Annotated in this window: 23 protein-coding genes; 9 read left to right on the forward strand and 14 right to left on the reverse strand. The window is 62.0% G+C overall.

Features of this window, described 5'->3' with window-relative positions; genetic code table 11:
* The first annotated feature begins 173 nt into the window (after positions 1–173).
* The 4 genes from KHP07_RS01525 (at position 174) to KHP07_RS01540 (ending at position 5,875) form a co-directional block, all read left to right on the forward strand.
* Positions 174–1,871: a molecular chaperone HscC gene (locus KHP07_RS01525; protein WP_078047282.1), complete on the forward strand. Its 1,698-nt coding sequence runs from the start codon at positions 174–176 to the stop codon at positions 1,869–1,871.
* Positions 1,872–1,882: 11 nt separating this feature from the next.
* A complete protein-coding gene (locus KHP07_RS01530; protein ID WP_214496484.1) occupies positions 1,883–3,499 on the forward strand; it encodes a J domain-containing protein in 1,617 nt (538 codons plus the stop codon).
* A 141-nt stretch (positions 3,500–3,640) separates the two neighbouring features.
* Positions 3,641–4,891: an OprD family porin gene (locus tag KHP07_RS01535; RefSeq protein WP_214496485.1), complete on the forward strand. Its 1,251-nt coding sequence runs from the start codon at positions 3,641–3,643 to the stop codon at positions 4,889–4,891.
* An 84-nt stretch (positions 4,892–4,975) separates the two neighbouring features.
* Positions 4,976–5,875, forward strand: coding sequence for a polysaccharide deacetylase family protein (locus KHP07_RS01540; protein ID WP_214496486.1), 900 nt, complete (start codon positions 4,976–4,978; stop codon positions 5,873–5,875).
* Positions 5,876–6,008: 133 nt separating this feature from the next.
* Here the strand turns inward: KHP07_RS01540 and pcaC are convergent, their stop codons facing one another.
* The 11 genes from pcaC to pcaR form a co-directional block, all read right to left on the reverse strand.
* Positions 6,009–6,407 carry a 4-carboxymuconolactone decarboxylase gene (pcaC, locus tag KHP07_RS01545; protein WP_068935540.1) on the reverse strand — a complete coding sequence of 133 codons (399 nt, stop codon included), beginning with the start codon at positions 6,405–6,407 and terminating at the stop codon, positions 6,009–6,011.
* Positions 6,408–6,594: 187 nt separating this feature from the next.
* Positions 6,595–7,386: a 3-oxoadipate enol-lactonase gene (gene pcaD / locus KHP07_RS01550; RefSeq protein WP_214496487.1), complete on the reverse strand. Its 792-nt coding sequence runs from the start codon at positions 7,384–7,386 to the stop codon at positions 6,595–6,597.
* Between the two features lie 10 nt (positions 7,387–7,396).
* Positions 7,397–8,752 (reverse strand): 3-carboxy-cis,cis-muconate cycloisomerase, encoded by a 1,356-nt coding sequence (locus KHP07_RS01555; protein WP_214496488.1) that lies wholly within the window; start codon positions 8,750–8,752, stop codon positions 7,397–7,399.
* 10 nt (positions 8,753–8,762) lie between these two features.
* Positions 8,763–10,058 carry an MFS family transporter gene (locus tag KHP07_RS01560; protein WP_078047277.1) on the reverse strand — a complete coding sequence of 432 codons (1,296 nt, stop codon included), beginning with the start codon at positions 10,056–10,058 and terminating at the stop codon, positions 8,763–8,765.
* A gap of 196 nt (positions 10,059–10,254) precedes the next feature.
* Positions 10,255–10,821: a protocatechuate 3,4-dioxygenase subunit alpha gene (gene pcaG, locus KHP07_RS01565; RefSeq protein ID WP_214496489.1), complete on the reverse strand. Its 567-nt coding sequence runs from the start codon at positions 10,819–10,821 to the stop codon at positions 10,255–10,257.
* A 1-nt stretch (position 10,822) separates the two neighbouring features.
* Positions 10,823–11,527 carry a protocatechuate 3,4-dioxygenase subunit beta gene (pcaH, locus tag KHP07_RS01570; protein WP_078047275.1) on the reverse strand — a complete coding sequence of 235 codons (705 nt, stop codon included), beginning with the start codon at positions 11,525–11,527 and terminating at the stop codon, positions 10,823–10,825.
* A gap of 14 nt (positions 11,528–11,541) precedes the next feature.
* Complete coding sequence (pcaF, locus tag KHP07_RS01575; protein WP_214496699.1) at positions 11,542–12,747, reverse strand: 3-oxoadipyl-CoA thiolase; 1,206 nt, start codon at positions 12,745–12,747, stop codon at positions 11,542–11,544.
* On the reverse strand, positions 12,744–13,523 hold the full coding sequence (locus KHP07_RS01580; RefSeq protein ID WP_025855318.1) for a CoA-transferase subunit beta: 780 nt from the start codon (positions 13,521–13,523) through the stop codon (positions 12,744–12,746). The genes pcaF and KHP07_RS01580 overlap by 4 nt, the downstream gene beginning before the upstream one ends.
* Positions 13,523–14,380: a CoA transferase subunit A gene (locus KHP07_RS01585; protein WP_214496490.1), complete on the reverse strand. Its 858-nt coding sequence runs from the start codon at positions 14,378–14,380 to the stop codon at positions 13,523–13,525. The genes KHP07_RS01580 and KHP07_RS01585 overlap by 1 nt, the downstream gene beginning before the upstream one ends.
* A 264-nt stretch (positions 14,381–14,644) precedes the next feature.
* Positions 14,645–15,985, reverse strand: a complete 1,341-nt coding sequence (gene pcaK, locus KHP07_RS01590; protein ID WP_078047272.1) for a 4-hydroxybenzoate transporter PcaK — start codon at positions 15,983–15,985, stop codon at positions 14,645–14,647.
* Positions 15,986–16,130: 145 nt separating this feature from the next.
* Positions 16,131–16,973, reverse strand: a complete 843-nt coding sequence (gene pcaR / locus KHP07_RS01595) for a pca regulon transcriptional regulator PcaR (protein ID WP_078047270.1) — start codon at positions 16,971–16,973, stop codon at positions 16,131–16,133.
* A 557-nt stretch (positions 16,974–17,530) separates the two neighbouring features.
* On the opposite strand from pcaR, the gene KHP07_RS01600 reads away from it, so the two are divergent.
* Both KHP07_RS01600 and KHP07_RS01605 read left to right on the forward strand, forming a co-directional pair.
* On the forward strand, positions 17,531–17,731 hold the full coding sequence (locus KHP07_RS01600; protein WP_003189295.1) for a hypothetical protein: 201 nt from the start codon (positions 17,531–17,533) through the stop codon (positions 17,729–17,731).
* Between the two features lie 313 nt (positions 17,732–18,044).
* On the forward strand, positions 18,045–19,520 hold the full coding sequence (locus tag KHP07_RS01605; protein WP_099493772.1) for an inorganic phosphate transporter: 1,476 nt from the start codon (positions 18,045–18,047) through the stop codon (positions 19,518–19,520).
* 249 nt (positions 19,521–19,769) lie between these two features.
* Here KHP07_RS01605 and ccoM read toward each other — a convergent pair whose 3' ends face one another.
* Both ccoM and KHP07_RS01610 read right to left on the reverse strand, forming a co-directional pair.
* Positions 19,770–19,886 carry a cytochrome c oxidase subunit CcoM gene (ccoM, locus tag KHP07_RS29655; RefSeq protein ID WP_275957920.1) on the reverse strand — a complete coding sequence of 39 codons (117 nt, stop codon included), beginning with the start codon at positions 19,884–19,886 and terminating at the stop codon, positions 19,770–19,772.
* A 143-nt stretch (positions 19,887–20,029) separates the two neighbouring features.
* On the reverse strand, positions 20,030–20,224 hold the full coding sequence (locus KHP07_RS01610; RefSeq protein WP_141537463.1) for a hypothetical protein: 195 nt from the start codon (positions 20,222–20,224) through the stop codon (positions 20,030–20,032).
* 99 nt (positions 20,225–20,323) lie between these two features.
* Here KHP07_RS01610 and KHP07_RS01615 point away from each other — a divergent pair, with 99 nt between their 5' ends.
* The 3 genes from KHP07_RS01615 to KHP07_RS01625 all read left to right on the forward strand — a co-directional run bounded on the left by KHP07_RS01615 (position 20,324) and on the right by KHP07_RS01625 (position 22,929).
* Positions 20,324–21,190: a LysR substrate-binding domain-containing protein gene (locus tag KHP07_RS01615; protein ID WP_078047268.1), complete on the forward strand. Its 867-nt coding sequence runs from the start codon at positions 20,324–20,326 to the stop codon at positions 21,188–21,190.
* Between the two features lie 90 nt (positions 21,191–21,280).
* Positions 21,281–21,751 (forward strand): RidA family protein, encoded by a 471-nt coding sequence (locus tag KHP07_RS01620; RefSeq protein ID WP_078047267.1) that lies wholly within the window; start codon positions 21,281–21,283, stop codon positions 21,749–21,751.
* Positions 21,748–22,929, forward strand: coding sequence for an aminotransferase class V-fold PLP-dependent enzyme (locus KHP07_RS01625; RefSeq protein WP_214496491.1), 1,182 nt, complete (start codon positions 21,748–21,750; stop codon positions 22,927–22,929). The genes KHP07_RS01620 and KHP07_RS01625 overlap by 4 nt, the downstream gene beginning before the upstream one ends.
* Here KHP07_RS01625 and KHP07_RS01630 read toward each other — a convergent pair.
* On the reverse strand, positions 22,926–23,267 hold the full coding sequence (locus tag KHP07_RS01630) for an aspartate-semialdehyde dehydrogenase (RefSeq protein WP_078047265.1): 342 nt from the start codon (positions 23,265–23,267) through the stop codon (positions 22,926–22,928). The genes KHP07_RS01625 and KHP07_RS01630 overlap by 4 nt on opposite strands.
* Positions 23,268–23,443 lie beyond the last annotated feature (176 nt).

Genomic DNA, 23,443 nt, shown 5'->3' on the forward strand with positions numbered 1-23,443 from the left:
CCCTCACCGGAAGCGGTTTTTTTATGCCTGCCTTTTAATACCACCGACACACCGCTATCCCCGGCAAGCCGTTTCCTATAAACCTGCGAGGCTTTACCACCTTGCTTTCTCTTCAACCTTTCAGGGTAAAATTGGTAACAGATTCTTACAGACCACAGAGGGAGCTTGTCGTAATGATCGTAGGAATCGACCTGGGAACCACCAACAGTCTCGCTGCAGTCTGGCGCGGTGACGCCGCCGAATTGGTGCCCAATGCCCTTGGCCAGTTGCTGACCCCCAGCGTGGTCGGGCTGGATGATCAAGGCCGTGTCCTGGTAGGCCAGGCTGCCAAAGAGCGCCTGCACACCCACCCGCACCTGACCACTTCGCTGTTCAAGCGCTTCATGGGCAGTGCCACCGAAGTGCGCCTGGGCGACCGCTCGTTCCGTCCGGAAGAACTCTCCGCGCTGGTGCTCAAAAGCCTGAAGGAAGACATCGAGCGCACGTACGGCCACACCGTTACCGAAGCCGTGATCAGCGTGCCCGCGTATTTCAGCGACGGCCAACGCAAGGCCACGCGCATTGCCGGCGAGCTGGCGGGGCTCAACGTTGAAAAACTGATCAACGAACCCACCGCTGCCGCCCTCGCCTACGGCCTGCATCAGCGCGACAAAGAAACCTCGTTCCTGGTCTTCGACCTCGGCGGCGGCACCTTTGACGTGTCGATCATCGAGCTGTTCGACGGTGTGATGGAAGTCCGCGCCAGCGCCGGCGACAACTTCCTTGGCGGCGAAGACTTCGACACCCTGTTGCTCGAACATTTCGTCGACAGCCAGCGCAACGCCCAAGGCTTCCCGCCCACCAGCAGCGTGCTGCAAGCCCTGCGCCGCGAAGCCGAACGGGTGCGCAAAGCCCTGGGCCAGGACGACAGTGCCGAATTCGCCCTGCGTGTCGACGGCCAGCAATGGGTGAAAACCATCACCCAGCAGGAACTGGCCAAGCTTTACACACCGCTGCTGGAACGCCTGCGCGCGCCGATTGAACGGGCCCTGCGTGATGCGCGGATTCGTGTCGGCGACCTGGATGAAATCCTGTTGGTGGGCGGTACCACGCGCATGCCGTTGGTACGCAAACTCGCCGCCGGTCTGTTTGGCCGCTTCCCGTCCATCAGCCTCGACCCGGACCAGGTGGTCGCCCATGGCGCCGCGATCCAGGCGGCCCTCAAGGCGCGCTCTGCGGCACTGGAAGAAGTGGTGCTGACCGATGTGTGCCCTTACACCCTCGGTATCGAAACCTCGAATCAGTACGGTGGCCATATCGAAAGCGGGCACTACCTGCCACTGATCGAACGCAACAGCAGCGTGCCGGTGAGCCGCGTCAAAAGCGTGGTCACCCTTCACGACGACCAGACCCGCGTACTGCTCAAGATCTACCAAGGCGAAAGCCGCCTGGTCAAAGACAACATCGAACTGGGCCAACTGGATATCCCGGTGCCCAAGCGCAAAGCCGGTGAAGTCTCGCTGGATGTGCGTTTCACCTACGACAACAACGGCCTGCTGGAAGCCCAGGTGAGCATCCCGCTGACTGGCGAGCAGCACTCGCTGGTGATCGAGAACAACCCAGGCGTGCTCAGCCCGGAGGAGATCCAGCAACGCCTGCAAGCCTTGGCGCAGTTGAAGGTTCATCCGCGCGACCAACAGGTCAACACTGTACTCACGGCGCGCCTCGAGCGCCTTTATCAGGAAAACCTCGGCGAACTGCGCGAGCAACTCGGGCATTGGGCCGCGCAGTTCCAGCAAGTGCTCGACACCCAGGACGAGCGCCGCATCCGTGAAGCCCGCAGCGAACTGACGCGTCAACTTGAGCAGCTCGACAACGGGTTCTGGCGCTGAGGAAACACGACATGGAGTGTTGGACCGTACTGCAACTGCCGGAAGACGCCGACGAGCGCACCATCAAGCGCACCTATGCGCGGCTGCTGAAAAGCTGCCGGCCGGATGACGATGCTGCCGGCTTCCAGCGACTGCGCGAAGCCTATGAAGAGGCGCTGGCCTACGCACGCTGGCGGGTTGACGCCGAAGAAGAGCAAGAGAGCGTCCAGGCGCCGGTGGCCGAAGCAGCCTACGGCAACCTGAATGACCTGGCCGAACTGATGAATATCAGCCAGGTCCGCCCTGCGCTTTTCGAGACGCCTGCACCCGACCCGGCCCAGGCGCTGCTCGACGGCCTCAACGCGCACAACCTCGACCACCGCTGGGCCCAGGCCCTGCAACAGGGCTGTACCGATGCATTCCAGGCCGGCCTGTTGCGTCATTGCTTCGAAGCGCCGGGCGAGCGCAGCGCCATCGCCCGTTGGGCGGTGCAACACCTGGAATGGCTGACGCCCTGGCAACAGGTGGCCATGACACCATGGCAGCACGAAGCGCTGACCGGCGAGCTGCTGCAGGACTACCGCCGCACCCTACAGGAACGGCTGGAGCAAAAGGCCGAGCGCGAGTTCATCACCCAGCTCACGCACTACAACAACCAGCCGTGGCTGCGGGTGTTCGACCTGCAACAGCAGTGGCAACGCATCATCCTGCACCTGCTCCACGACACCACCTGGAGCGTGCCGTTGTTCGAGCGGGTGTGCCAGGCGTTCGGCTGGGACGACCAGAAAGGCGTGTTCCCGGAGCCGGCGTGGATGTGGCGCGAACTGGTGTCGCGCTGTGAGCAGGAAAGCTTCTACACCCACTTGCAGGAGAAGGCCCAGGACCCGCGGCGCACCTCAGCCGATGCCCTGGCGGCGCGCCTGTTACTGACGCCCATGACCGCCACCCAACACAAACGCATGATCGACGGGTTTGGCGAAAACGAGTGGAATGCCTGCCAGCACTTGGCCGAAACCCTGACCTGGCGCTACCCGCAACTGGTCGAGCGCTTGCCTCGGGCCGACCTGTTCTTCTGGCGCAAATACGTACCCCGGCCGATTTACACCCAGGTGTTCATCCGACTGTGGGCCCTTTTCGCCCTGGGGCTTGGCCTGAGTATCGCCCACGACAAACCCGACCGGATGGATGGGATGTCGCTGGTGATTTTCATGCTGATGGCGTTTGTGCCAGCGGCCATTGGCTTTCGCGTCACTCAACTGTGGGCCTCAATGAGCTCTACCTACCGGGTGGTGGATGTGTGGCTGAGCGAGTACCTGATCCCCAAGCGGCTCAACCCCAACGACTACTGGCTGGTGATTCGCCACGGCGTGCCACAGTTGGTCATGCTGGGAGCCTGCGGCTTGATGCTTGGCGTGCTGGGCATGGTCACCTACGCCGGCATGGTCCTGATCAACCTCCTGCACAAAAAACGCATCGGTCACATGAGCGTTAAATTCAGCCAAGGCTACCCGTGGCTGAATGGCTTGCACTGGGCCTTCTGGAGCCCGTTGCAAGCGGTGTTCCTGGTGGTGATGGTGGCGCTGATCGTGGCTGCGCAGCACTACTTGCCGCAAGTGCCCTGGACCCACTTCGACCTGCCCAAGCGCTAACCCCTCATGCCGGGCCCGAGCGCCCGGCAACTTGCGTTCGATCATCGCCCACAACCCGCTCTCCCCCACTTTCATCGCCCCCGCACCGCCGCGCACCATGGCCGCCACCTGCATAAACCCAATAACAACAGGTCCGACACCATGAGCACTTTCCACCCGCGCCGGCTGCTGCTGGCTACCGCTGTCGCCAGCCTTGCCCTCCCCGTTGTCGCCGAGGAACACGGCTTTCTCGAAGACGCCAGCGCCAACCTCAACCTGCGCAATTTCTTCTTCAACCGCAATTACACCAACCCCACCAAGGCCCAAGGTGGCGCGCAGGAGTGGACGCAGAGTTTCATCCTCGACGCCAAGTCTGGCTTTACCCAGGGCACGGTGGGGTTTGGCGTGGATGTGCTGGGGTTGTATTCGTTGAAACTGGATGGCGGACGCGGCACCGGCGGCACCCAGCTGTTGCCGCTGGACCATGACGGCCGCCCTGCGGATGAATTCGGGCGGCTGGGGGTGGCGTTCAAGGCGCGCATTTCCAAGACCGAAGTGAAGGTCGGCGAATGGATGCCGGTGCTGCCGATCCTGCGCTCGGACGATGGCCGCTCCCTGCCGCAGACCTTGCGCGGCGGGCAGATCACCTCCAAGGAAATCGACGGCCTGACCCTCTATGGCGGCCAGTTCCGCGCCAACAGCCCGCGTGACGACAGCAGCATGAGCGACATGTCGATGTTCGGTAAAACCGCGTTCACCTCCGACCGCTTCAACTTCCAGGGCGTCGAGTATGCGTTCAACGACAAGCGCACCCAGATCGGCCTATGGAATGCCCAGCTCAAGGACATCTACAGCCAGCAGTTCGTCAACCTGATCCACAGCCAGCCCATCGGCGCCTGGACCCTGGGTGCCAACCTCGGCTTTTTCTACGGCAAAGACGACGGCAGCGCCCGCGCTGGCAACCTGGACAATAAAACCTGGTCCGGCCTGTTCTCCGCCAAATACGGCGGCAACACCTTCTACGTCGGCCTGCAAAAGCTCACCGGCAACAGCGCCTGGATGCGCGTCAACGGCACCAGCGGCGGCACCCTGGCCAACGACAGCTACAACAGCAGCTACGACAATGCCCAGGAAAAATCCTGGCAAGTGCGCCACGACTACAACTTCGCCGCCCTCGGCGTGCCCGGCCTGACCCTGATGAACCGCTACATCAGCGGCAGCAACGTGCACACCGGCACCCTCACCGACGGCAAGGAATGGGGCCGCGAAACCGAACTGGGCTATACCGTGCAAAGCGGCGTGGCCAAAAACCTCAATGTGCGCCTGCGTAACTCCAGCATGCGCCGCGACTACAGCAACAATGAGTTCGACGAAAACCGGTTGATCGTCAGTTACCCGATAAGCCTGCTGTAAACCATCATTGACCTTGCTGTATGGTGCGCGCCTGCCGCTGCTGAGCTGAATCAGCAGCGGCTTTCATTCGAGCCCGCGCACACCATGAAATCCTTCGCTTATGCGTCCGCCCTCCTAGCCCTGGTCCTGAGCCTCAGCGGCTGCATCGGCGCGCCCATTGCCCTCACGCCGCAAACCGAGCAACGCCTGCAAGCCCAGGCGCCGATCCGCTTCCTGCTGACCTTCGATGACGGCCCGAGCGCGTCGGGCTACAACAACCCGAGCCGGTCGGTGATCGCCGACCTGGCGCAGAACCCGGTGCTGCCGGGGATCAAGGCGGTGTTCTTCTTGCAGACCGAAGCAGCCCGTTCCGGCGGCAGCGCAAGGGGCCGCAAGACCATGCAGCGCGAGTATGCGGCCGGTCACATCCTGGCCTTCCACACGGCCACGGGGTTTCACACCAACCACCGCTGGCTGAACGATGCCGAACTGGAAAGCACCCTCAGCCAAGGCGCCGCCGATATTGCCGCGATCACAGGCGCGCCGCCGGTGCTGGTGCGCCCGCCGTTCTGGAATTACGACCGCCGTACCTTCGCCGCTTACCAGCGCCATGGCATGCACGTATTACTGACGGACCTGAGCGCCAATGACGGCAAGATCTGGGGCTTCAACGGCAGCCCGCGCCGCCGAGCCAATTTATACCGGCAACTGTCGGTGGTGCGCGAGCGCATTGCGTTGGGTGAGTTGCCGACAGTGGACGGGGTGATACCGGTGGTGGTGACCTTCCACGACATCAACCGCTACACCGCGCGGCATATGCAGGAGTACTTGCAGATCCTGCTGGACAGCGCCCGGATCAACGGCATGAAGACTGCCGCCGAGCCCTTCTACACCAACACCGCCCAGCTACAGCGCGCGGCGTTGGCGCGTACGGTCAAGGAGGTGAGTGAAGAGGTGCATCTGCCAGGCGTGTGGAATTGGGTGTGGGACGCCGACTCCCACTGATTTTTGAAACCCTGTAAAGATTAACTGTGGGAGCGGGCTTGCTCGCGAATGCGATGTGTCAGTCAGCACAGGTATTAACTGAACCACCGCATTCGCGAGCAAGCCCGCTCCCACATTTTGACTGTATTTCAACTCAGTCAGCCTGGCGCGACTCGATACCCAGCTCATCCCACACCGATTCCGCCAGGTGAAACGTCGCATTCGCCGCCGGGATCCCGCAGTAGATCGCGCTCTGCATCAGCACTTCCTTGATCTCGGCGCGGGTCACGCCATTGCTGGCGGCGGCGCGCAGGTGCAGCTTGAGTTCTTCGCTGCGGTTCATGCCGATGAGCATGGCGATGGTGATCAGGCTGCGGGTATGCCGTGGCAGGCCGGGACGGGTCCAGATATCACCCCAGGCGTGGCGGGTGATCATTTCCTGGAACTCGCTGTTGAACTCGGTCAGGGCATTGAGGCTGCGGTCGACATGGGCATCGCCCAGCACTTCGCGGCGCACCTGCAGGCCCTCGGCATAACGTTGTTTCTCGTCCAAAACAAATTCTCCGTATTCAAATCGATTACTTGTGGTGAGCGGGCTTGTCCCGCGCTGGGCTGCGCAGCGGTCCTTAAACCTGATAACTCCGGGCTCATCTGAAAAGGTGTGTTGCCTTTATTGGGGATGCTTCGTGCCTCAGCGCGGGGCAAGCCCGCTCACTACAATGAGCGCCCTCGCAACAGGTTTAGTGCGCCAGCAGGAATTCCAGCACACGGTCACTGAACGCCGCGCCCGCCTGTACGTTCGACAGGTGCGCCGCATAGAACTCGGCGTACTCGGCACCCTGCACATGGTTTTGGATAAAGTGACCGCCGGCCGGCGGTGTGACGGCATCTTCAGTGCCGGCAACGATCAGGGTCGGGACTTTGATTGAAGCCAGTTGCTCACGGAAATCCGCATCACGCACCGCCGCGCAGTTGGCGGCGTAACCTTCAGGCGAGGTCGCTGCGAGCATGTCGGTGATCTGCTTGGCCTGGTGTGGGTTGGCCGCCGCGAAATCAGCGGTGAACCAGCGCGCAATCGATGCGTCGCGCAGCGCGACCATCGCTGCCGCGCCATCACGCAGCACCATCTCGATGCGCGGGTTCCACACTTCGGGCGTGCCGATCTTGGCGGCGGTGTTGCACACCACCAGGCGCTGCAGGCGCTCGCCGGCGTTGATGCCCAGCCATTGGCCGATCAGGCCGCCCATGGACAAGCCGCAGAAATGTGCACGTTGAATATCCAGCGCATCCAGCAACGCGATCACATCGCGACCCAGTTGCTCGATGCTGTAAGGACCCGCCGTGACCAGAGACTTGCCATGGCCACGGGTATCAAAACGCAGCACGCGCAAATGTTGGGTAAAGGCCGGGATCTGGATGTCCCACATATGCAGGTCGGTGCCCAATGAATTTGACAGCACCAGCACGGGCGCATCCACGGGCCCATCCAATTGGTAATGCAGTTCGCCATCGGCGAGGTGTAAAAATGCCACGGTGGTCTCCTCAAGCAAAGTGTTCGGCTACAGCGCGGGTGACCCAGGTTTGCGCCAGGCCCAGGTAATGGGCCGGGTCGAGCAGGCGGTCCAATTCGGCCGCTGACAGCTCGGCAGTGATCTGCGGTTCATCCGCCAGTACCGCACGCAAGTGCCGCCCCTCGGCGACAGCACGCTTGCAGCATTGCTCCAGCAGGTGGTGTGCCGTTTCCCGGCCCAGTCGCTGGGCGAGCACGATGCTCACGGCTTCAGCCAACACCAGGCCCTGGGTCAGGTCGAGGTTTTGCGCCATGCGCTGCGGGTCGACTTCCAAGCCTTCGCTGACCAGCAAAGCCTGTTGCAGTGCACCCGACACCAGGCGACAGATCTCCGGCAAGGTTTCCCATTCGGCATGCCACAGGCCCAGGCTGCGCTCGTGTTCCTGGGGCATGGCGCTGAACATCGTCGCCACCAGGCCCGGCACACGGGTGGCCGTGCTGATCAGCACGGCTGCGCCCACCGGGTTGCGTTTGTGCGGCATGGTGGAAGAACCGCCCTTGCCCGGCGCCGAAGGTTCGAAAACTTCCGCCGCTTCGGTCTGCATCAACAGGCTGATATCGCGGCCCAATTTACCCAGGCTGCCAGCGATCAAACCGAGCACGCTGGCGAGTTCGACCAGGCGATCGCGCTGGGTGTGCCAGGGTTGCTCGGGCAGGCTCAGTTGCAACTCCGCTGCCAGCGCCTGGGCCACGGGCATTGCCTGCTCGCCAAGCGCTGCCAGGGTGCCGGACGCACCGCCGAATTGCAGCACCAGCAGGCGCGGCTTCAGCTCTGCCAGGCGCTGGCGACTGCGGGTCACGGCCCCCAGCCAACCGGCGATTTTCATCCCCAGGGTGACCGGCGTCGCATGCTGCAGCCAGGTCCGCCCCGCCAGGGGCACACTGGCATAACGCTGGGCCTGGCTGGCGAGAATGTCGCCCAAGCGCGCCAGGTCCGTTTCGATCAATGCAACCGCTCGCCGCAGTTGCAGCACCAGGCCGGTGTCCATCACATCCTGACTGGTCGCGCCCAGATGCACGTAGCGCTCGGCCCCGGCATCTTCACTGGCAATCAACTTGCCCAGCGCCTTCACCAACGGAATCGCCGAATTCCCCGCCGTGGCAATCGCCACGCCCAGGGCATCCACGTCGTACAGCGACGCCAGGCATGCCTGGGCGATGGGTGCGACAGCCGCCTGGGGAATCAAGCCGACCTGGGCCTGGGCCCGGGCCAACCCGGCTTCAAAATCCAACATGCCCTGCAAGCGTCCCTGGTCGCAGAACACCTCGGCCATGCTGTCCGCCGTGAAGTAAGCGTCGAACAATTGATTGCTCGTGCGCAGTGTCATAACCCTTCCCTTACAAATCGTGGTGCAAGTACGCCGCCTGTTTCGGCAAGCGCAAGCTGAACAGGAAGGCCACCGCCATCATGGCGGTGACGTACCAATAGAAAGTGTTTTCCATGCCCATGGACTTCAGGCCCAGGGCCACGTATTCCGCCGAACCCCCGAAGATCGCGTTGGCCACCGCATACGCCAGGCCAACGCCCAGGGCGCGCACTTGCGGCGGGAACATTTCGGCTTTCACCAGGCCGCTGATCGAGGTGTAGAAACTCACGATGGCCAGGGCCAGGGTGATCAGCACAAAGGCCAGGAACGGGCTGCTGACGGTTTTCAGGCTGAGCAGGATCGGCACCGTGCACAGGGTGCCCAGCGCGCCGAACCACAGCATCGAGTTACGACGGCCGATCTTGTCGGCCAGCATGCCGAACAGCGGCTGCATGCACATGTAGAGGAACAGCGCGCCGGTCATGATGTAGCTGGCGGTCTTGGCGTGCATCCCGGCGGTGTTCACCAGGTATTTCTGCATGTAGGTGGTAAAGGTGTAGAAAATCAGCGAGCCACCGGCGGTGTAGCCGAGCACGGTGATAAACGCCGCCTTGTGGTCACGGAACAACGCGGCGATGCTGCCGGCGTCCTTGTCCTGGCGGGTTTCCTTGCTGGTGGTTTCCTTGAGGGTGCGACGCAGCAGCAGCGAGATCACTGCCGCAATGGCGCCGATCACGAACGGAATCCGCCAGCCCCAGGCGCGCAATTCTTCTTCGGTGAGAATCTGTTGCAGGATCACCACGACCAGCACTGCCAGCAGTTGCCCGCCGATCAGGGTCACGTACTGGAACGACGCGAAGAAACCGCGCTGGCCCTTGAGCGCGACTTCACTCATGTAGGTCGCGGTGGTGCCGTATTCGCCCCCCACCGACAGGCCCTGGAACAAGCGCGCGACCAGCAGCAACGCCGGCGCCCAGGCGCCGATGTCCTTGTACGTCGGGAGGAAGGCGATGACCAGGGAGCCGGCACACATCATCAGCACCGAGATCATCATCGAATTCTTGCGGCCATGTTTATCGGCCACCCGGCCAAACAGCCAGCCGCCGATAGGACGCATCAGGAAACCGGCAGCGAACACACCGGCAGTGTTGAGCAGTTGGACCGTGGGGTCGTCCGACGGGAAAAACGCCGGCGCAAAGTAGATGGCGCAGAAGGCATAGACGTAAAAGTCGAACCATTCGACGAGGTTGCCGGAGGAGGCCCCGACGATCGCAAAAATCCGTTTGCTGCGTTCTTCTCCGGTGTAGTGACTCGTTGTTGTTGTCATGATTTTTCACTCAGTGGGAACGTATGTAGCCTAGACATACTTTGCAACAAGCTCGTTCCGCAACAAGACTTTTAGGTATGTCGGGCCTGTGAGGGCCTCTTCGCGGGCAAGCCCGCTCCCACAGTTGACCGCATTCCAGAGTTGAAACTCGATCGAATGTGGGAGCGGGCTTGCCCGCGAATGCTCTCAAGCCAACTCAATAATCAAAGAACACTGTTTCCCGGTCTGTGCCCTGCAAAATCACATTCCACTGATGCACACCCTCTGCATCCTGCTTGGCAATCAAGGTTTCGCGCCGATCTGCCGGCACACACGCCAACAACGGGTCGTCCCCATTCAACGCCTCACCGTCAAAGTAAATCCGCGTCAGCAAGTGCTTCACCAAGCCCCTGGCAAACACCAGCACCACCAGGTGTGGCGCCTGGGTGGTGCCTTTCAGGCCCGGCACAGCGCCCGGCTTGATGGTGGTAAAGCGAAACCGCCCTTCGGCGTCCACCGGCACCCGGCCGAAGCCTTCGAAGTTCGGGTCCAGCGCTTTGTCCTGCTCATCTTCGGGATGGTCGTACTTGCCGGCGGCGTTGGCCTGCCAGACTTCGAGCATGGCGTCATTGACGACATCGCCGTTGCCATCCACCACCTGCCCGCTGATCGCCACACGCTCGCCAAGGGTGGCGGCCACGGTGAGGTCTTCGCGGTTCAGCCAGGTCAGGCCGATGTGGTAGTACGGCCCGACGGTGTGGGACGTGGTCGCGTTGAATGTCATCTCATTTCTCCATCGGCGTGGCGTCGCGGCCGCGCAGGACGATGTCCCAGCGGTAGCCGAGGGCATAGGAAGGGATGGTTTTTTCCAGGTCGAAGCTGGCGATCAAACGTTGCTTGGCCGAAGTGTCCGGCACGCAGTTATAGATCGGGTCGTATTCCAGCAGCGGGTCGCCGGGGAAATACATCTGCGTCACCAAGCGCGTCAGCACACTCGGGCCGAACAGCGAAAAGTGGATATGCGCCGGGCGCCACGCGTTGTGGTGGTTGCCCCACGGGTAGGCGCCGGGCTTGATGGTCTGGAACTGGTACCAGCCATCGGCGTCGGTGACGGTGCGGCCGGTGCCGGTGAAGTTCGGGTCCAACGGTGCGTCGTGCACGTCGCGCTTGTGGTTGTAGCGGCCGGCGGCGTTGGCTTGCCAGATCTCGACAAGGATGCCCGGCACCGGCAGGCCGTTTTCGTCGAGCACACGGCCGTGGATGATGATGCGTTCGCCCTGGGGCTCGCCTTCATGCTGGGCGGTGAGGTCGTTGTCCTTCTCATTGACACGCTCGGCGCCGATAGTCGGGCCGGTGATTTCCGACAAGGAATGGGGCAGGAACACCAGGGGCTGCGACGGCGAACGCAGGTTCGTCGACTGGTAGGCCGGGTGCAGGTAATCAGGTTGAGTGCCCGCTTGCGGGCGCCGGTATCCGGGCTTGTCACTCATGGAGCAATCCTCTCTTATTTGATGCGTTCAATCGCCAGGGCCAGGCCTTGGCCAACACCGACACACATGGTCGCCAGGCCTTTGCGGCCACCGGTTTTTTCGAGTTGGTGCAGGGCCGTCAGCACCAACCGCGCGCCACTCATGCCCAGCGGGTGGCCGAGGGCGATAGCGCCGCCGTTCGGGTTGACCTGGGGCGCGTCGTCGGCAATGCCCAGTTCACGCAGCACGGCCAGGCCTTGGCTGGCGAACGCCTCGTTGAGTTCGATCACATCAAAGTCAGTGACCGCCAAGCCAAGGCGCTCGACCAGCTTACGCACCGCTGGCACCGGGCCGATGCCCATCACGCGCGGTGCGACACCGGCGCTGGCCATGCCCAATACGCGGGCGCGGGCGGTCAGGCCATGTTTCTTGACCGCTTCGGCGGAGGCCAGGATCAGCGCCGCCGCACCGTCGTTCACGCCCGAGGCGTTGCCAGCGGTGACGGTTTTGTCCGGGCCGTTGACCGGTTTTAGCTTGGCCAGGGCTTCCAGGGTGGTGTCACGTGGATGCTCGTCGTGCTCCACCACGGTTTCGCCTTTTTTATGCGCAACCCGCACCGGCACGATCTCTTCGGCGAAAAAGCCGGCGGCCTGGGCCGCAGCGGTGCGTTGCTGGCTGCGCAGGGCGAAGGCGTCTTGGTCGGCGCGGGACACCTTGTAGTCGTCGGCAACGTTGTCGGCGGTCTGCGGCATCGCATCCACGCCGTACTGCGCTTTCATCAGCGGGTTGATAAAACGCCAGCCGATGGTGGTGTCTTCCAGCTTCATGTTGCGTGAGAACGCTGCGTCGGCCTTGCCCATCACGAACGGCGCGCGGGACATCGACTCGACGCCACCGGCGATCGCCAGCTCCATTTCGCCGCTGGCAATCGCGCGGAAGGCCGTGCCGATCGCGTCCATGCCCGAGGCGCACAAGCGGTTGAGGGTTACACCCGGAATGCTTTCCGGCAGGCCCGCCAGCAACAGCGCCATGCGCGCCACGTTGCGGTTGTCTTCGCCGGCCTGGTTGGCGCAGCCGAGGAACACTTCATCGACAGCCTGCCAGTCCACAGACGGGTTACGTTCAATCAGGGCCTTGATCGGCAGCGCCGCCAAATCATCGGCACGCACGGTGGACAGGCCACCGCCGAAACGGCCGATGGGGGTACGAATGGCATCACAGATAAATACGTCGCGCATCAGGCTTCTCCCGGCGCTTGGCCATGGGCGGCCGCGGTGCGTGCTTCAAGGTCACGCAGGGCGGTCAGCTCTACTTCAGTCGGTTCGGCGGTGGTGTCGACCTGGTCGGCAAAACGAATCGCCCAACCGGTGGCCGCCACCACTTGCTCACGGGTCACGCCAGGGTGCAGCGCGGTGACCACGAATTCATGGGTGCCCGCTTCCGGTTCCATAATGCACAGGTCGGTAATGATCCCTACAGGCCCCGCGCCCGGCAGACCCAGGCGTTTGCGCGAGTCGCCGCCTTCGCCGTGGCCGACCGAGGTGATGAAGTCCAGTTTGTCGACAAACGAACGCGCCGACTGCTTGAGGATGATCAGCACGCTCTTGGCCGAGCCAGCAATTTCCGGCGCCCCACCGGCACCCGGCAGGCGCACTTTGGGCTGGTGGTAGTCACCGACCACGGTGGTGTTGATGTTGCCGAAGCGATCGACCTGGGCCGCGCCGAGAAAGCCCACATCGATGCGCCCGCCTTGCAGCCAATAGCGAAAGATCTCACCGGTCGGTACGACGGTGTCGGCGGTTTCCGCCAGTTCACCATCACCGATGGACAGCGGCAGTACCGACGGTTTGGCGCCAATCGGGCCGGACTCGTAGATCAGCACCACATCCGGCGACGAGGTCAGGCGCGCCAGGTTGGCCGCCTTGGACGGCAGGCCGATGCCGACGAAACACACGGAGCCATTCTTGAGGCGACGCGCGGCGGCGACGGTCATCATTTCATTGGTCGAGTAAGCCATTACTTGGCCTCCTGCGCGGTGGCCAGCTTGGCCTGGAATTCGGTGAAGTCGGCAGTACCGTGGATGTATTCGTTGATCCAGGCGGTAAAGGTCTCACGGTCGCGGGCGATCGGGTCCCACGCCTGGTAGAAGCGATTGTCACGCTCGTTGTAGCCGTGAGCGTAGGACGGATGCGCGCCACCGGGAACATGGCACACCGCAGTCAGGGCCCAGGTCGGCAGCACGCAACTGTTCATGGGCGCGTTGAGGTCGTCGACGATTTCCTCGACGGTGACGATGCAGCGCTTGGCCGCCAGGGCCGCTTCCTTCTGCACGCCAAGGATGCCCCACAGCAACACGTTGCCCTTGCGGTCGGCTTTTTGTGCGTGGATCACGCTGACATCCGGACGCACCGAGGGCACCGCCGCCAGCACTTCACCGGTGAACGGGCAGGTCACGGTCTTGATCAGTGGGTTGACCTTGGGCAGGTCGGAACCGGCGTAGGCACGCAGCACCGCAAAAGGCAGGCCCGATGCACCGGCGACATAGGCATTGGCCAGGTCGGCGTGGCTGTGCTCTTCAATTTCCAGCGGTTGCGGCCATTGCTTCTCGACCGCGTCACGCAGGCGATGCAGGGAGCCCACACCTGGGTTGCCGCCCCAGGAGAAAATCAACTTGCGGGCGCAGCCAGCACCGATCAACTGGTCGTAGATCAGGTCAGGCGTCATACGCACCAGCGTCAGGTCTTTCTTGCCCTGACGAATGATTTCATGACCCGCTGCCGTAGGGATCAGATGGGTGAAGCCTTCCAGCGCGACGGTATCGCCGTCGTTCACGAATTGCTTCACCGCGTCACGCAGCGCGAGGATTTCAGCCATGGGGTTGGGGCTCCCGGTGTTGATCGAAAAAGGCGCTGAGGTGGCGCCGAAGTGCTTGAAGATTAAGCCGGGGAAATGGGCCGAACAATCCGATAATCGACTCAGCGTTCGATTATCGAACGGATTGTTGCCTGGCTAATAATCTGGAGGAACGCGGTCAATGTGGGAGCTGGCTTGCCTGCGATGGCATCGCCGCAGTGTCACTTGCCTAACGAGTCGCCTGCATCGCAGGCAAGCCGGCTCCCACCGGAAAAGCGGCCATGATCAGGTAGCATCGGCGTGGCTGACCATTCCTTTGATAACGACAGCGGCCGTGGCCAACGCGGCGGGGATCACCAGGGCGGTGAGCACCTGCTCGAAGTTCCAGCCCAGGCCGAGCAAAGTCGCGCCCATCCATGCCCCCAGAATCGCGCCGAAGCGGCCGATACCCAGCATCCACGACACGCCCGTGGCGCGGCCTTGGGTCGGGTAGAAGCGTGCGGCCAGGGACGGCATCGCCGATTGCGCACCGTTGACGCACATCCCGGCCATCAGCACCAGGGTGGCAAGCAAGGTGATATTGCCCAGGCTCTGCCCTACTGCATAGGCAAACACCCCGGCCAGCAGGTAGAACGTGCCGATGACCTTGTGGGGGTTGAAGCGGTCCATGGCCCACCCCACGCCCACCGCGCTCAACACGCCGCCGAACTGGAACAGCGCGCCGATGAACGCCGCTTGTTCCATGCTGGCGCCGCTGTCGCGCATCAGGGTCGGCAACCAGCTGGTGAGCAGGTACACGATCACCAAACCCATGAAATAGGTGAGCCACAGCAGCAAGGTGCCGGCGCTGTAGGTGCCGGAGAAGATCACCGCAAACACGTTGCGCGCCTTGACGGTTTTCTGCTCGGGGACGCTGAAATGGCTGGCCTGGGCAACGATAGAGGGCTCGATGGGGGACAAGGTTTTGCGCACCTTGTCGGTCCCCCGGTTACGCACCACCAGGTAACGCGCCGATTCCGGCAGCCACACCAACAACACCAACGCCAGGATCAACGGCAGGATGCCGCCGATGAGTAGCAGGCTGTGCCAGCCGAACGCCGGGATCAGCTTGGCCGAGATAAACCCGCCCCCGGCCATGCCCAGGTTGAAGCCGCAGAACATGCTGGTCACCAGCAGCGACTTATGGCGTTCGGGGGTGTACTCCGACAGCAGCGTTGTCGCATTCGGCATGCCCGCGCCCAGACCCAGCCCGGTGAGGAAGCGCAGCACCAGCAGTTGGTCGACGTTGCTGCTGTAGGCCGAGGCCAGGCTGAACGCGCCAAACACCAGCACCGCGCCCACCAGCACCACTTTGCGACCGAAACGATCCGCCAGGGGGCCAGAACCCAGCGCGCCGAAGACCATGCCGATCAACGCGGCGCTCATCACCGGGCCGAGGCTGGCGCGGTCGATGCCCCAGTCCTGGGACAGCGCAGGCGCGATGAAGCCCATGGCGGCGGTGTCGAGGCCATCGAGGAACACGATCAGGAAACACAGGATCACCACGCGCCACTGGTAGCGTGACAGTGGCTGGGTGTTGATGAAGGACTGGACGTCCAACGTAGTACCGACAGAGGGCTGATTCATTATTTTTATTTCCACACCGATGGCGGGCTGACGACCTGGGGTCGTCGTTATTATTGAGCGGCGCTCAAAGCGCTGCCGCACATTAATAAGCCAGGGGAAACAGCGTCAATTGACCAAACCGGGATCTGTGCGGTCACCGAACAGCTTAGGCAAACAGCTGCGCGCTCAACTCGCGGCTGGCGCTGAGCATGCTCGGCAGGAAGCGTTGTTCCAGCTCGCCGCGGCTGACCCGGCCGGCGTGGGTGCTGACGTTCAACGCAGCCAGCACCTGGCCGGAGGCGTCATAGACCGGCACGGCAATGGAACGCAGGCCCTGTTCGAGCTCCTGGTCGACGATGCACCAGCCCTGCTGACGCACTTGTTGCAGGCATTCGAACAGCGCCTCGGGCGTGGTCAGGGTGCGGCTGGTCTTGGTTTGCAGGTCGGCATGGTCGAGGTAATCCTGCAGCGAGGCGTCGTCCAGCGCCGCGAGCAGGATGCGGCCCATGGAGGTGCAATAGGCCGGCAGCCGGCCACCCACCGACAGGTCCACGGAAATCAGGCGCTGAGTGGTGGCCGAACGGGCGATGTAGAGAATGTCGTCGCCTTCGAGGGTGGCCATGTTGCAGGCTTCGTGGAGTTGCTCGCTCATGCGGTCCAGATATGGCTGGGCCGACACCGCCAGCGGCGTCGACGACAGGTAGGCGTGGCCCAGGGTCAAGACTTTGGGCAACAGCGAATAGGTCCGCCCGTCGGTGGTGGCGTAGCCCAGCTTGATCAAGGTGTGCAGGCAACGGCGCACGGCGGCGCGGGGGATTTCGGTACGGTGGCTGATCTGCGCGATGGTGAGGTGGCGCTTGCGCTCCTGAAACGCCTGCACCACGGCCAGGCCACGGGCCAGGGAGGTCATGAAGTCCGGATCACCGGTAAACGCCTGGATGCGCTTGGCCGGCGAAGCAACGATCGGCGGCGCCACTGACGCGAAGGAATTGCGCAATTGATCGTTCATGTCGGGATCCTTTCTCTTATTGTCAACCGCAGGGAGGTTTGGCTGCTATTACAAGCCGCGTCAGCCGGGATGCACAAGGCAGGGCCAACAACATTGTGCGATTATCGGACGATCAATCGATTATCGCAATTTGCCGGCGGACAGCCATGGCCGGGGTGCAGGGCTGTTTGAAATTAAGCGGTGCTTAATAACCTCCGAAGTTGCGTGAATTTATGACGCCAATATTTGCGCAGGTACCCAAGGGGCCGTGTAACAAAACGCTCACACAAAGTTGATGGTTTTTAACTTTATGCTGATAGTGTTATTCAAATGCGCCGCTATAATGCACTCTATGCGCAGGTCCGCCCGGTTGCATGATCGGAACCGGAGCTCGCCAGGCACTGCACGGGCCGTGCAGTGTCGATTGCAACTACCTGCCCCGAATGACTGCACTCAACAAGTGCCGCCCTTGCCTATTCCGAAGTTGGACGTTTCTACGGATCAACTTGGGACACCCCGAGGGCGCATTCCGGCATAACGCTGCAACGTATTTACTCTCAACTCAATTAGGTAACAATGTGACGAAAGATGAACTGCGCGCGGAACTTGAGCGCCAGGAGCAACGTTACAAGGACGTTTACGGCGGGGAAGTCACCACCTACGCCGCCCAGCCTGAACCTGAACGCAAACCATGGCGTAAACGAGCCAGCCTGCTCGACCAGGCATTTGCCCAGGAAATCCAAAAGATTGAACAGGAACTCAAAACCGAAGAGCCATAAGCAATTCGGTCTGAGCCTCAAGGTTTGGCCTCGGCTGCTGGCACATCGCTAGCAGCCGGCCACCTTGCATACCACTGCCGTCTGTAAAATTTCATACAAATGTTTCAGGGATGACGATTTTGTGACAATCCCCCGCCCTAGCCCCCCTGCGCTTTATAAATCAAAGACTTGCCAGAGCCCCGAAAACCCTGGGATGCACGCCTTTTCCCGGTTTTTTTTCAGGGAAGATTGTTACCGATGAGCAGCTAGTGCATCGATTACTGAGGTTTTCTGGCATAATCGCGCCCCCTTACGACCGGGTCAGAAAACCTTCATGATCGATTTATTCAGCGGACTGGATGCTTGGGTTCTCGTGAGCCTGTTGCTCGCCCTGGCCTTTGTCCTCGCCTTCGAGTTCATCAATGGCTTTCATGACACCGCTAACGCGGTGGCCACAGTCATCTATACCAAAGCCATGCCGCCACACCTGGCCGTGTTCTTCTCCGGGGTGTTCAACTTCCTCGGCGTGTTGCTCGGGGGTGTCGGTGTCGCCTACGCCATCGTGCACTTGCTGCCGGTGGAGTTGCTGATCAATGTGAACACCGGCCATGGCCTGGCGATGGTCTTCTCTTTATTGGCAGCGGCGATCACCTGGAACCTGGGCACCTGGTACTTCGGTATCCCGGCCTCCAGTTCCCACACCCTGATCGGTTCGATCCTCGGTGTCGGCCTGGCCAATGCCCTGATCAACGACATCCCCCTGGCTGACGGTGTGAACTGGCAGAAAGCGGTGGATATCGGCGCCTCCCTGGTGTTCTCGCCGATGGCCGGCTTCCTGGTCGCAGCCCTGGTGCTGATCGGCCTGAAGTGGTGGCGCCCGCTGTCGAAGATGCACAAGACCCCGGACCAGCGCCGCAAGCTCGATGACAAGAAGCACCCGCCATTCTGGAACCGCCTGGTCCTGGTGATCTCCGCCATGGCCGTGAGCTTCGTGCACGGCTCCAACGACGGCCAGAAGGGTATCGGCCTGATCATGCTGGTGCTGATCGGTATCGTGCCGGCACAGTTCGTACTCGACTTGGGCAGCACCACTTACCAGATCGAACGTACTCGCGATGCGACCGTGCATTTGAGCCAGTTCTACCAGCGCAACAACGCCACGCTTGGCGAGTTCCTGGCCCTGGGCAAAAGCGTGAAGGACGATCTGCCAGGCAAGTTCCAGTGCAACCCGCAGCAGACCGAGCCGACCATCAACGCGCTGGTCGACACGTTGAAGGGCGTGTCCGACTATCACTCGCTGAGCGCCGACCAGCGCATTGAAGTGCGTCGCTATCTGCTCTGCCTGGACGACACCGCGAAGAAAGTCGGCAAGCTGCCAGGCCTGGATGCCCGTGAGAAGTCCGACCTCGACAAGCTGCGCAAAGACCTGACCGCCACCACAGAATATGCACCGTTCTGGGTAATCCTCGCCGTTGCACTGGCCTTGGGCCTAGGCACCATGGTGGGCTGGAAGCGTGTGGTTCTGACCATCGGCGAGAAGATCGGCAAGCAGGGCATGACCTATGCCCAGGGCATGTCGGCGCAGATCACCACCGCAACCATGATTGGCTTCGCCAACATCTTTGCGCTGCCGGTATCCACCACCCACGTACTGTCGTCGGGTGTGGCCGGTACCATGGTCGCAAACAAAAGCGGCCTGCAAGGCGGCACCGTGAAGACCATCCTAATGGCCTGGGTGCTGACCCTGCCCGCCACCGTGGCCCTGTCGGCCGGGTTGTTCTGGCTGGCGTCCAAGGCGCTGGGTAGCTGATAACCCGGCGGTAATAAAAAAGGTGCGATCCGCGAGGGTCGCACCTTTTTTTATGTTCGTATTTCTGTAGGCGCTGGCTTGGCGGCGAAGGGCCTAAAGGCGCCAGACTTTTCCAGACATATCGCTTGATCGTTAACGACCATCGCCGGCAAGCCGGCTCCTACAAGTCATCGTGTTAATTCAAGGCAAAAAAAAAGGGCGACCGAAGTCGCCCAAAATGCCTTGCGTGCCCATGTAATCCGGAAAGACTTACGGTTTTTTACGCTTGTTCGCGTCTTTCCAGATAAAAAATCCAAACCCTACAAAAAACATCACCATGAGGCTTACAGTCAGCACTCCGGCAAACACCACATTATCGAAAAACATGACCGGCCTCCTGCACTTGCCCTGTTGCGATAGGGCTAAGTTAATGGAGAAGGCGGATTGGAAAATTGACGGGGATCAATGTCGCCCGCGACGGGGCGTAAAGAAGGGCAATAACTGACCTGCATCAATGGATGCAGGCTGTTTCAACGCTTTTTTGGCTTGTTCTTCGGTTTTTTCTTCACTTTGCCCAGTGGCATGGCCTGTTCGAATGCCTGGCGCACTTCATTCAGGCGCTTGTCATTGAGGTCATGCACGCGCTTGGCACGTTCGGCATTCAGGTCGATCAGCTTGTCGTCTTCACTCATGGCTTGGCTTACGTCGTGGAGGGAATGGCTCAATAATGCGGCCTCCCCCGCCCGACGGCAAATCAACCGGCGACAAAAGGCAGGCCATCGCCCAAAATCGGCACTTTCCACCCAAATCAGGAGGCGCACCCGGTGGCACTGCACAACGACCTTCCGCCGCTGCTGGCCCTGCGTGCCTTCGAGGCCGTCGCGCGGCATCTGAGTTTTATCAAGGCGGCGAACGAGTTGTCGGTTACCCAAAGTGCCCTCAGTCATCAGGTGCAGAAACTAGAGCAGCACCTGGGTAAACCGCTGTTTATCCGACGCACCCGCGCCATCGATCTGACTACCGACGGCCAACAGTACTACGACGAAATCCGCCCAGCACTCGACGCCATCGCCGCCGCCACTCGCGCCCAGAGAACGGCACCCAGCACCACCGTGCTGCGCGTCGGCCTGTTGGCCTCCTTCGCCACCCTGTGGCTGGCGCCACGCCTGGCCGCCTTTCTAAACCGTTATCCGCATATCCAGGTGGAGTTGTTGCCGGCGATCCAACTGGCCAACGTCGCTGGCGCCGAAGTTGACCTGGCCATCCGCTACGGCAAGGGCGACTGGCCCGACGTGCAGGCCACGCGATTGATGCCGGAAGTCATCTCCCCGGTGTGCAGCCCGACGTTCAAGGCCCTGCATGACAGCCCGCTGCTGATGGCGACATCGCACCGGCCATTTGAATGGACCGATTGGTCCGAGCACTACCAGGTCGACCTCACCCGCAACCCCCGCGTAATGCTGCACGACTACAACATCGTGGTCGAAGCCGCCGTGGCCGGCCAAGGCATTGCCATGGGCCGTCATCGCCTGATCGAGCGTCGGCTGCAGGACGGCAGCCTGGTGGAAGCCTTTGATTGGCCGCCCTATCACAGCGACATCGGCTATTGGCTCATTGCCCCCCAAGGCGCTACCAGCGAAGCCGCTGCGTGTTTCAGCCAATGGCTGAAGGAGGCCTGCGCCGACGCGTGAGTTTTTTCGATACGTCGCGTGAGATCTATCCGTTTGTCGCCCATCGCCACACCTCACATGCTGGAACCTCCTGAACAGAGAGGTTTCATCATGAGCGACTCCCTCCGCCAACGCGTGCAAGCCCTGGGCCTCACACTGCCCACACCCAGCCAGCCGATTGCCAACTACATCAACCATGTCGTGAGCCAGCACCACCTGTTCGTGTCCGGGCAAATCCCCCTGGTGGATGGCAAACCGGCTTATGTCGGTCGGCTGGGCGAGTCCATCAGCGATGACGAAGGCGCACACGCGGCAGAGCTGGCCGCCCTGGGCTTGCTCGGGCAGTTGAGCGATGCCCTCGGAGATGACCTGTCGCGCCTGGTGCGTACCGTGCGCCTGGGGGTGTTTATCGCCAGCAGCGGCGACTTCAAGCAACAAAGCGTGGTCGCCAACGGTGCCTCCAACCTGCTGGTCAACGCCCTCGGCGAGAAGGGCCGGCACGTGCGCACCGCCGTGGGCGTCTCCAGCTTGCCCGCCGGTGTGGCCGTGGAGGTTGATGCACTGTTCGAGCTGCGCCCGTGAGCCCGCTCGACGTCCAGCAGTTACGGGATGAAACGCCTGGCTGCCAGTCCGGCATCGTGCACTTCAACCCAGCCGGCGCCTCCCTGCCCAGCCAGGCGACTCTCGACGCGATCATCGAGCAACTGCAGCGGGAGGCCCGCGACGGCCCGATGGAGGCCGGCGAACATGGCGCAGTGCTGATGGAAAAAGCCCGTCGTGCCGCCGCGCAACTGCTTAACGCCCCCGCCTCATCCATCGCATTTGCCAGCAGTGGCTCGACCGCCTGGAGCATGGCATTCCAGGCCTTGGGGCCCTGGCAGCCGGGCGATCGCATTCTCGTGGGCCGCCACGAATGGGGGGGCAACCTGGCCAGCATGGACCTGGCGGTGCAAGCCGGGGCCCGGATAGAAGTCATCCCCTGTGATGAAAGCGGCGCCGTGTGCCCGCTGGCGCTGGAGTCGATGATCAATGCCAGGGTGAAGTTGATCGACCTCACTTGGCTCCCGGCCAATGGCGGGCTGATCAACCCTGCCCAAGCCATTGGCGACGTGGCCAGGCGTCACGCCATCCCCTTCTTCATCGACGCCGGACAAGCCGTGGGCCAAGTGCCGGTGGATGTGCAAGCGCTGCAGTGCGATGTGCTCAAGTCGGCGGGGCGCAAACACCTGCGTGGGCCGCGTGGCACGGCGCTGCTCTATGTGCGACCAGACTTTCTTGAGCGGTTGAACCCTGCCCAGCGTGACGTGTTTTCGGCGCCGTGGACGGCTCAAGGCTTTGACCTGCGCAATGATGCACGGCGCTTTGAAACCAGCGAAACATCCTTCGCCTTGCTGGCGGGGCTGGGCAATGCGCTGCAGGAGATGAATCGACTGGGCATCGAGCGCGTCTGGGAGAGGGTTTCGCATACCAGCGCGCAAATCCGCGAAGCGTTGCAAGGGACTGAGGGCATTACCCTGCACGACCTGGGGACTCGTCAATCCGGCTTGATCGCCTTCAACCTGGCTGGTTGGGATGCCTTTGAACTCAAGCGGCGCCTGGGGTTGAAGCGCATTAACATCGGGGCCAACGGTGTCGCGTACACGCCGCTGGACATGCAGGCGCGGGGCCTGGAAAGCGTGGCGCGGATTTCAGTCAGCCCGCTCAACAACGAGCACGATATCGAGTTGCTGATAGCCGCCCTACGGGAATTGCGCGACTAAACCTCGACGTCCACCCACAGGCCCTGGCGCGGCGCGTCTTCGATCAACGGCACCACCGGCACGGTGTTGTCGGCGTTGAGCAGGTCCCCCGGAATGGCCAGGTGCTGCTCCGGGTCTTCGTCGGCCTCGCGCCGGCGTTTCTGCTGTTCCTGCTGACGCCGTTGTTCTTCACGCAGCAAAAAGGTCGAGGTCTCGGCATCGCCCTTTTTCAAGTCGATCGTGCTCTCGTTGGAGCCCGGCTGAACGGGTACCACGGGCGGGATATCCGGCTTCTGGCGCACCGGATCGAGTTGTGACGTCACCGGCACAACGCTGACGGGCAACATGGGTGGCAGCATAATGATTATTCTCCTGATCAACAGGCTTTCGGCGGGTTGCAGGGCGACTTGAGTACAGGCTCGCCAACCTGTGACCCAGTCGACACTCGCAAGTGCCCGCCACCCGTCGATTCGGCCTCCGATACGCCGCGCCAAGGGAGTAGTTTTTCTCAGAGTCCTTGGGCGTGGGGGCTTGT

It is taken from the genome of Pseudomonas sp. VS40, from assembly GCF_018587885.1.
Lineage (GTDB): Bacteria > Pseudomonadota > Gammaproteobacteria > Pseudomonadales > Pseudomonadaceae > Aquipseudomonas > Aquipseudomonas pergaminensis.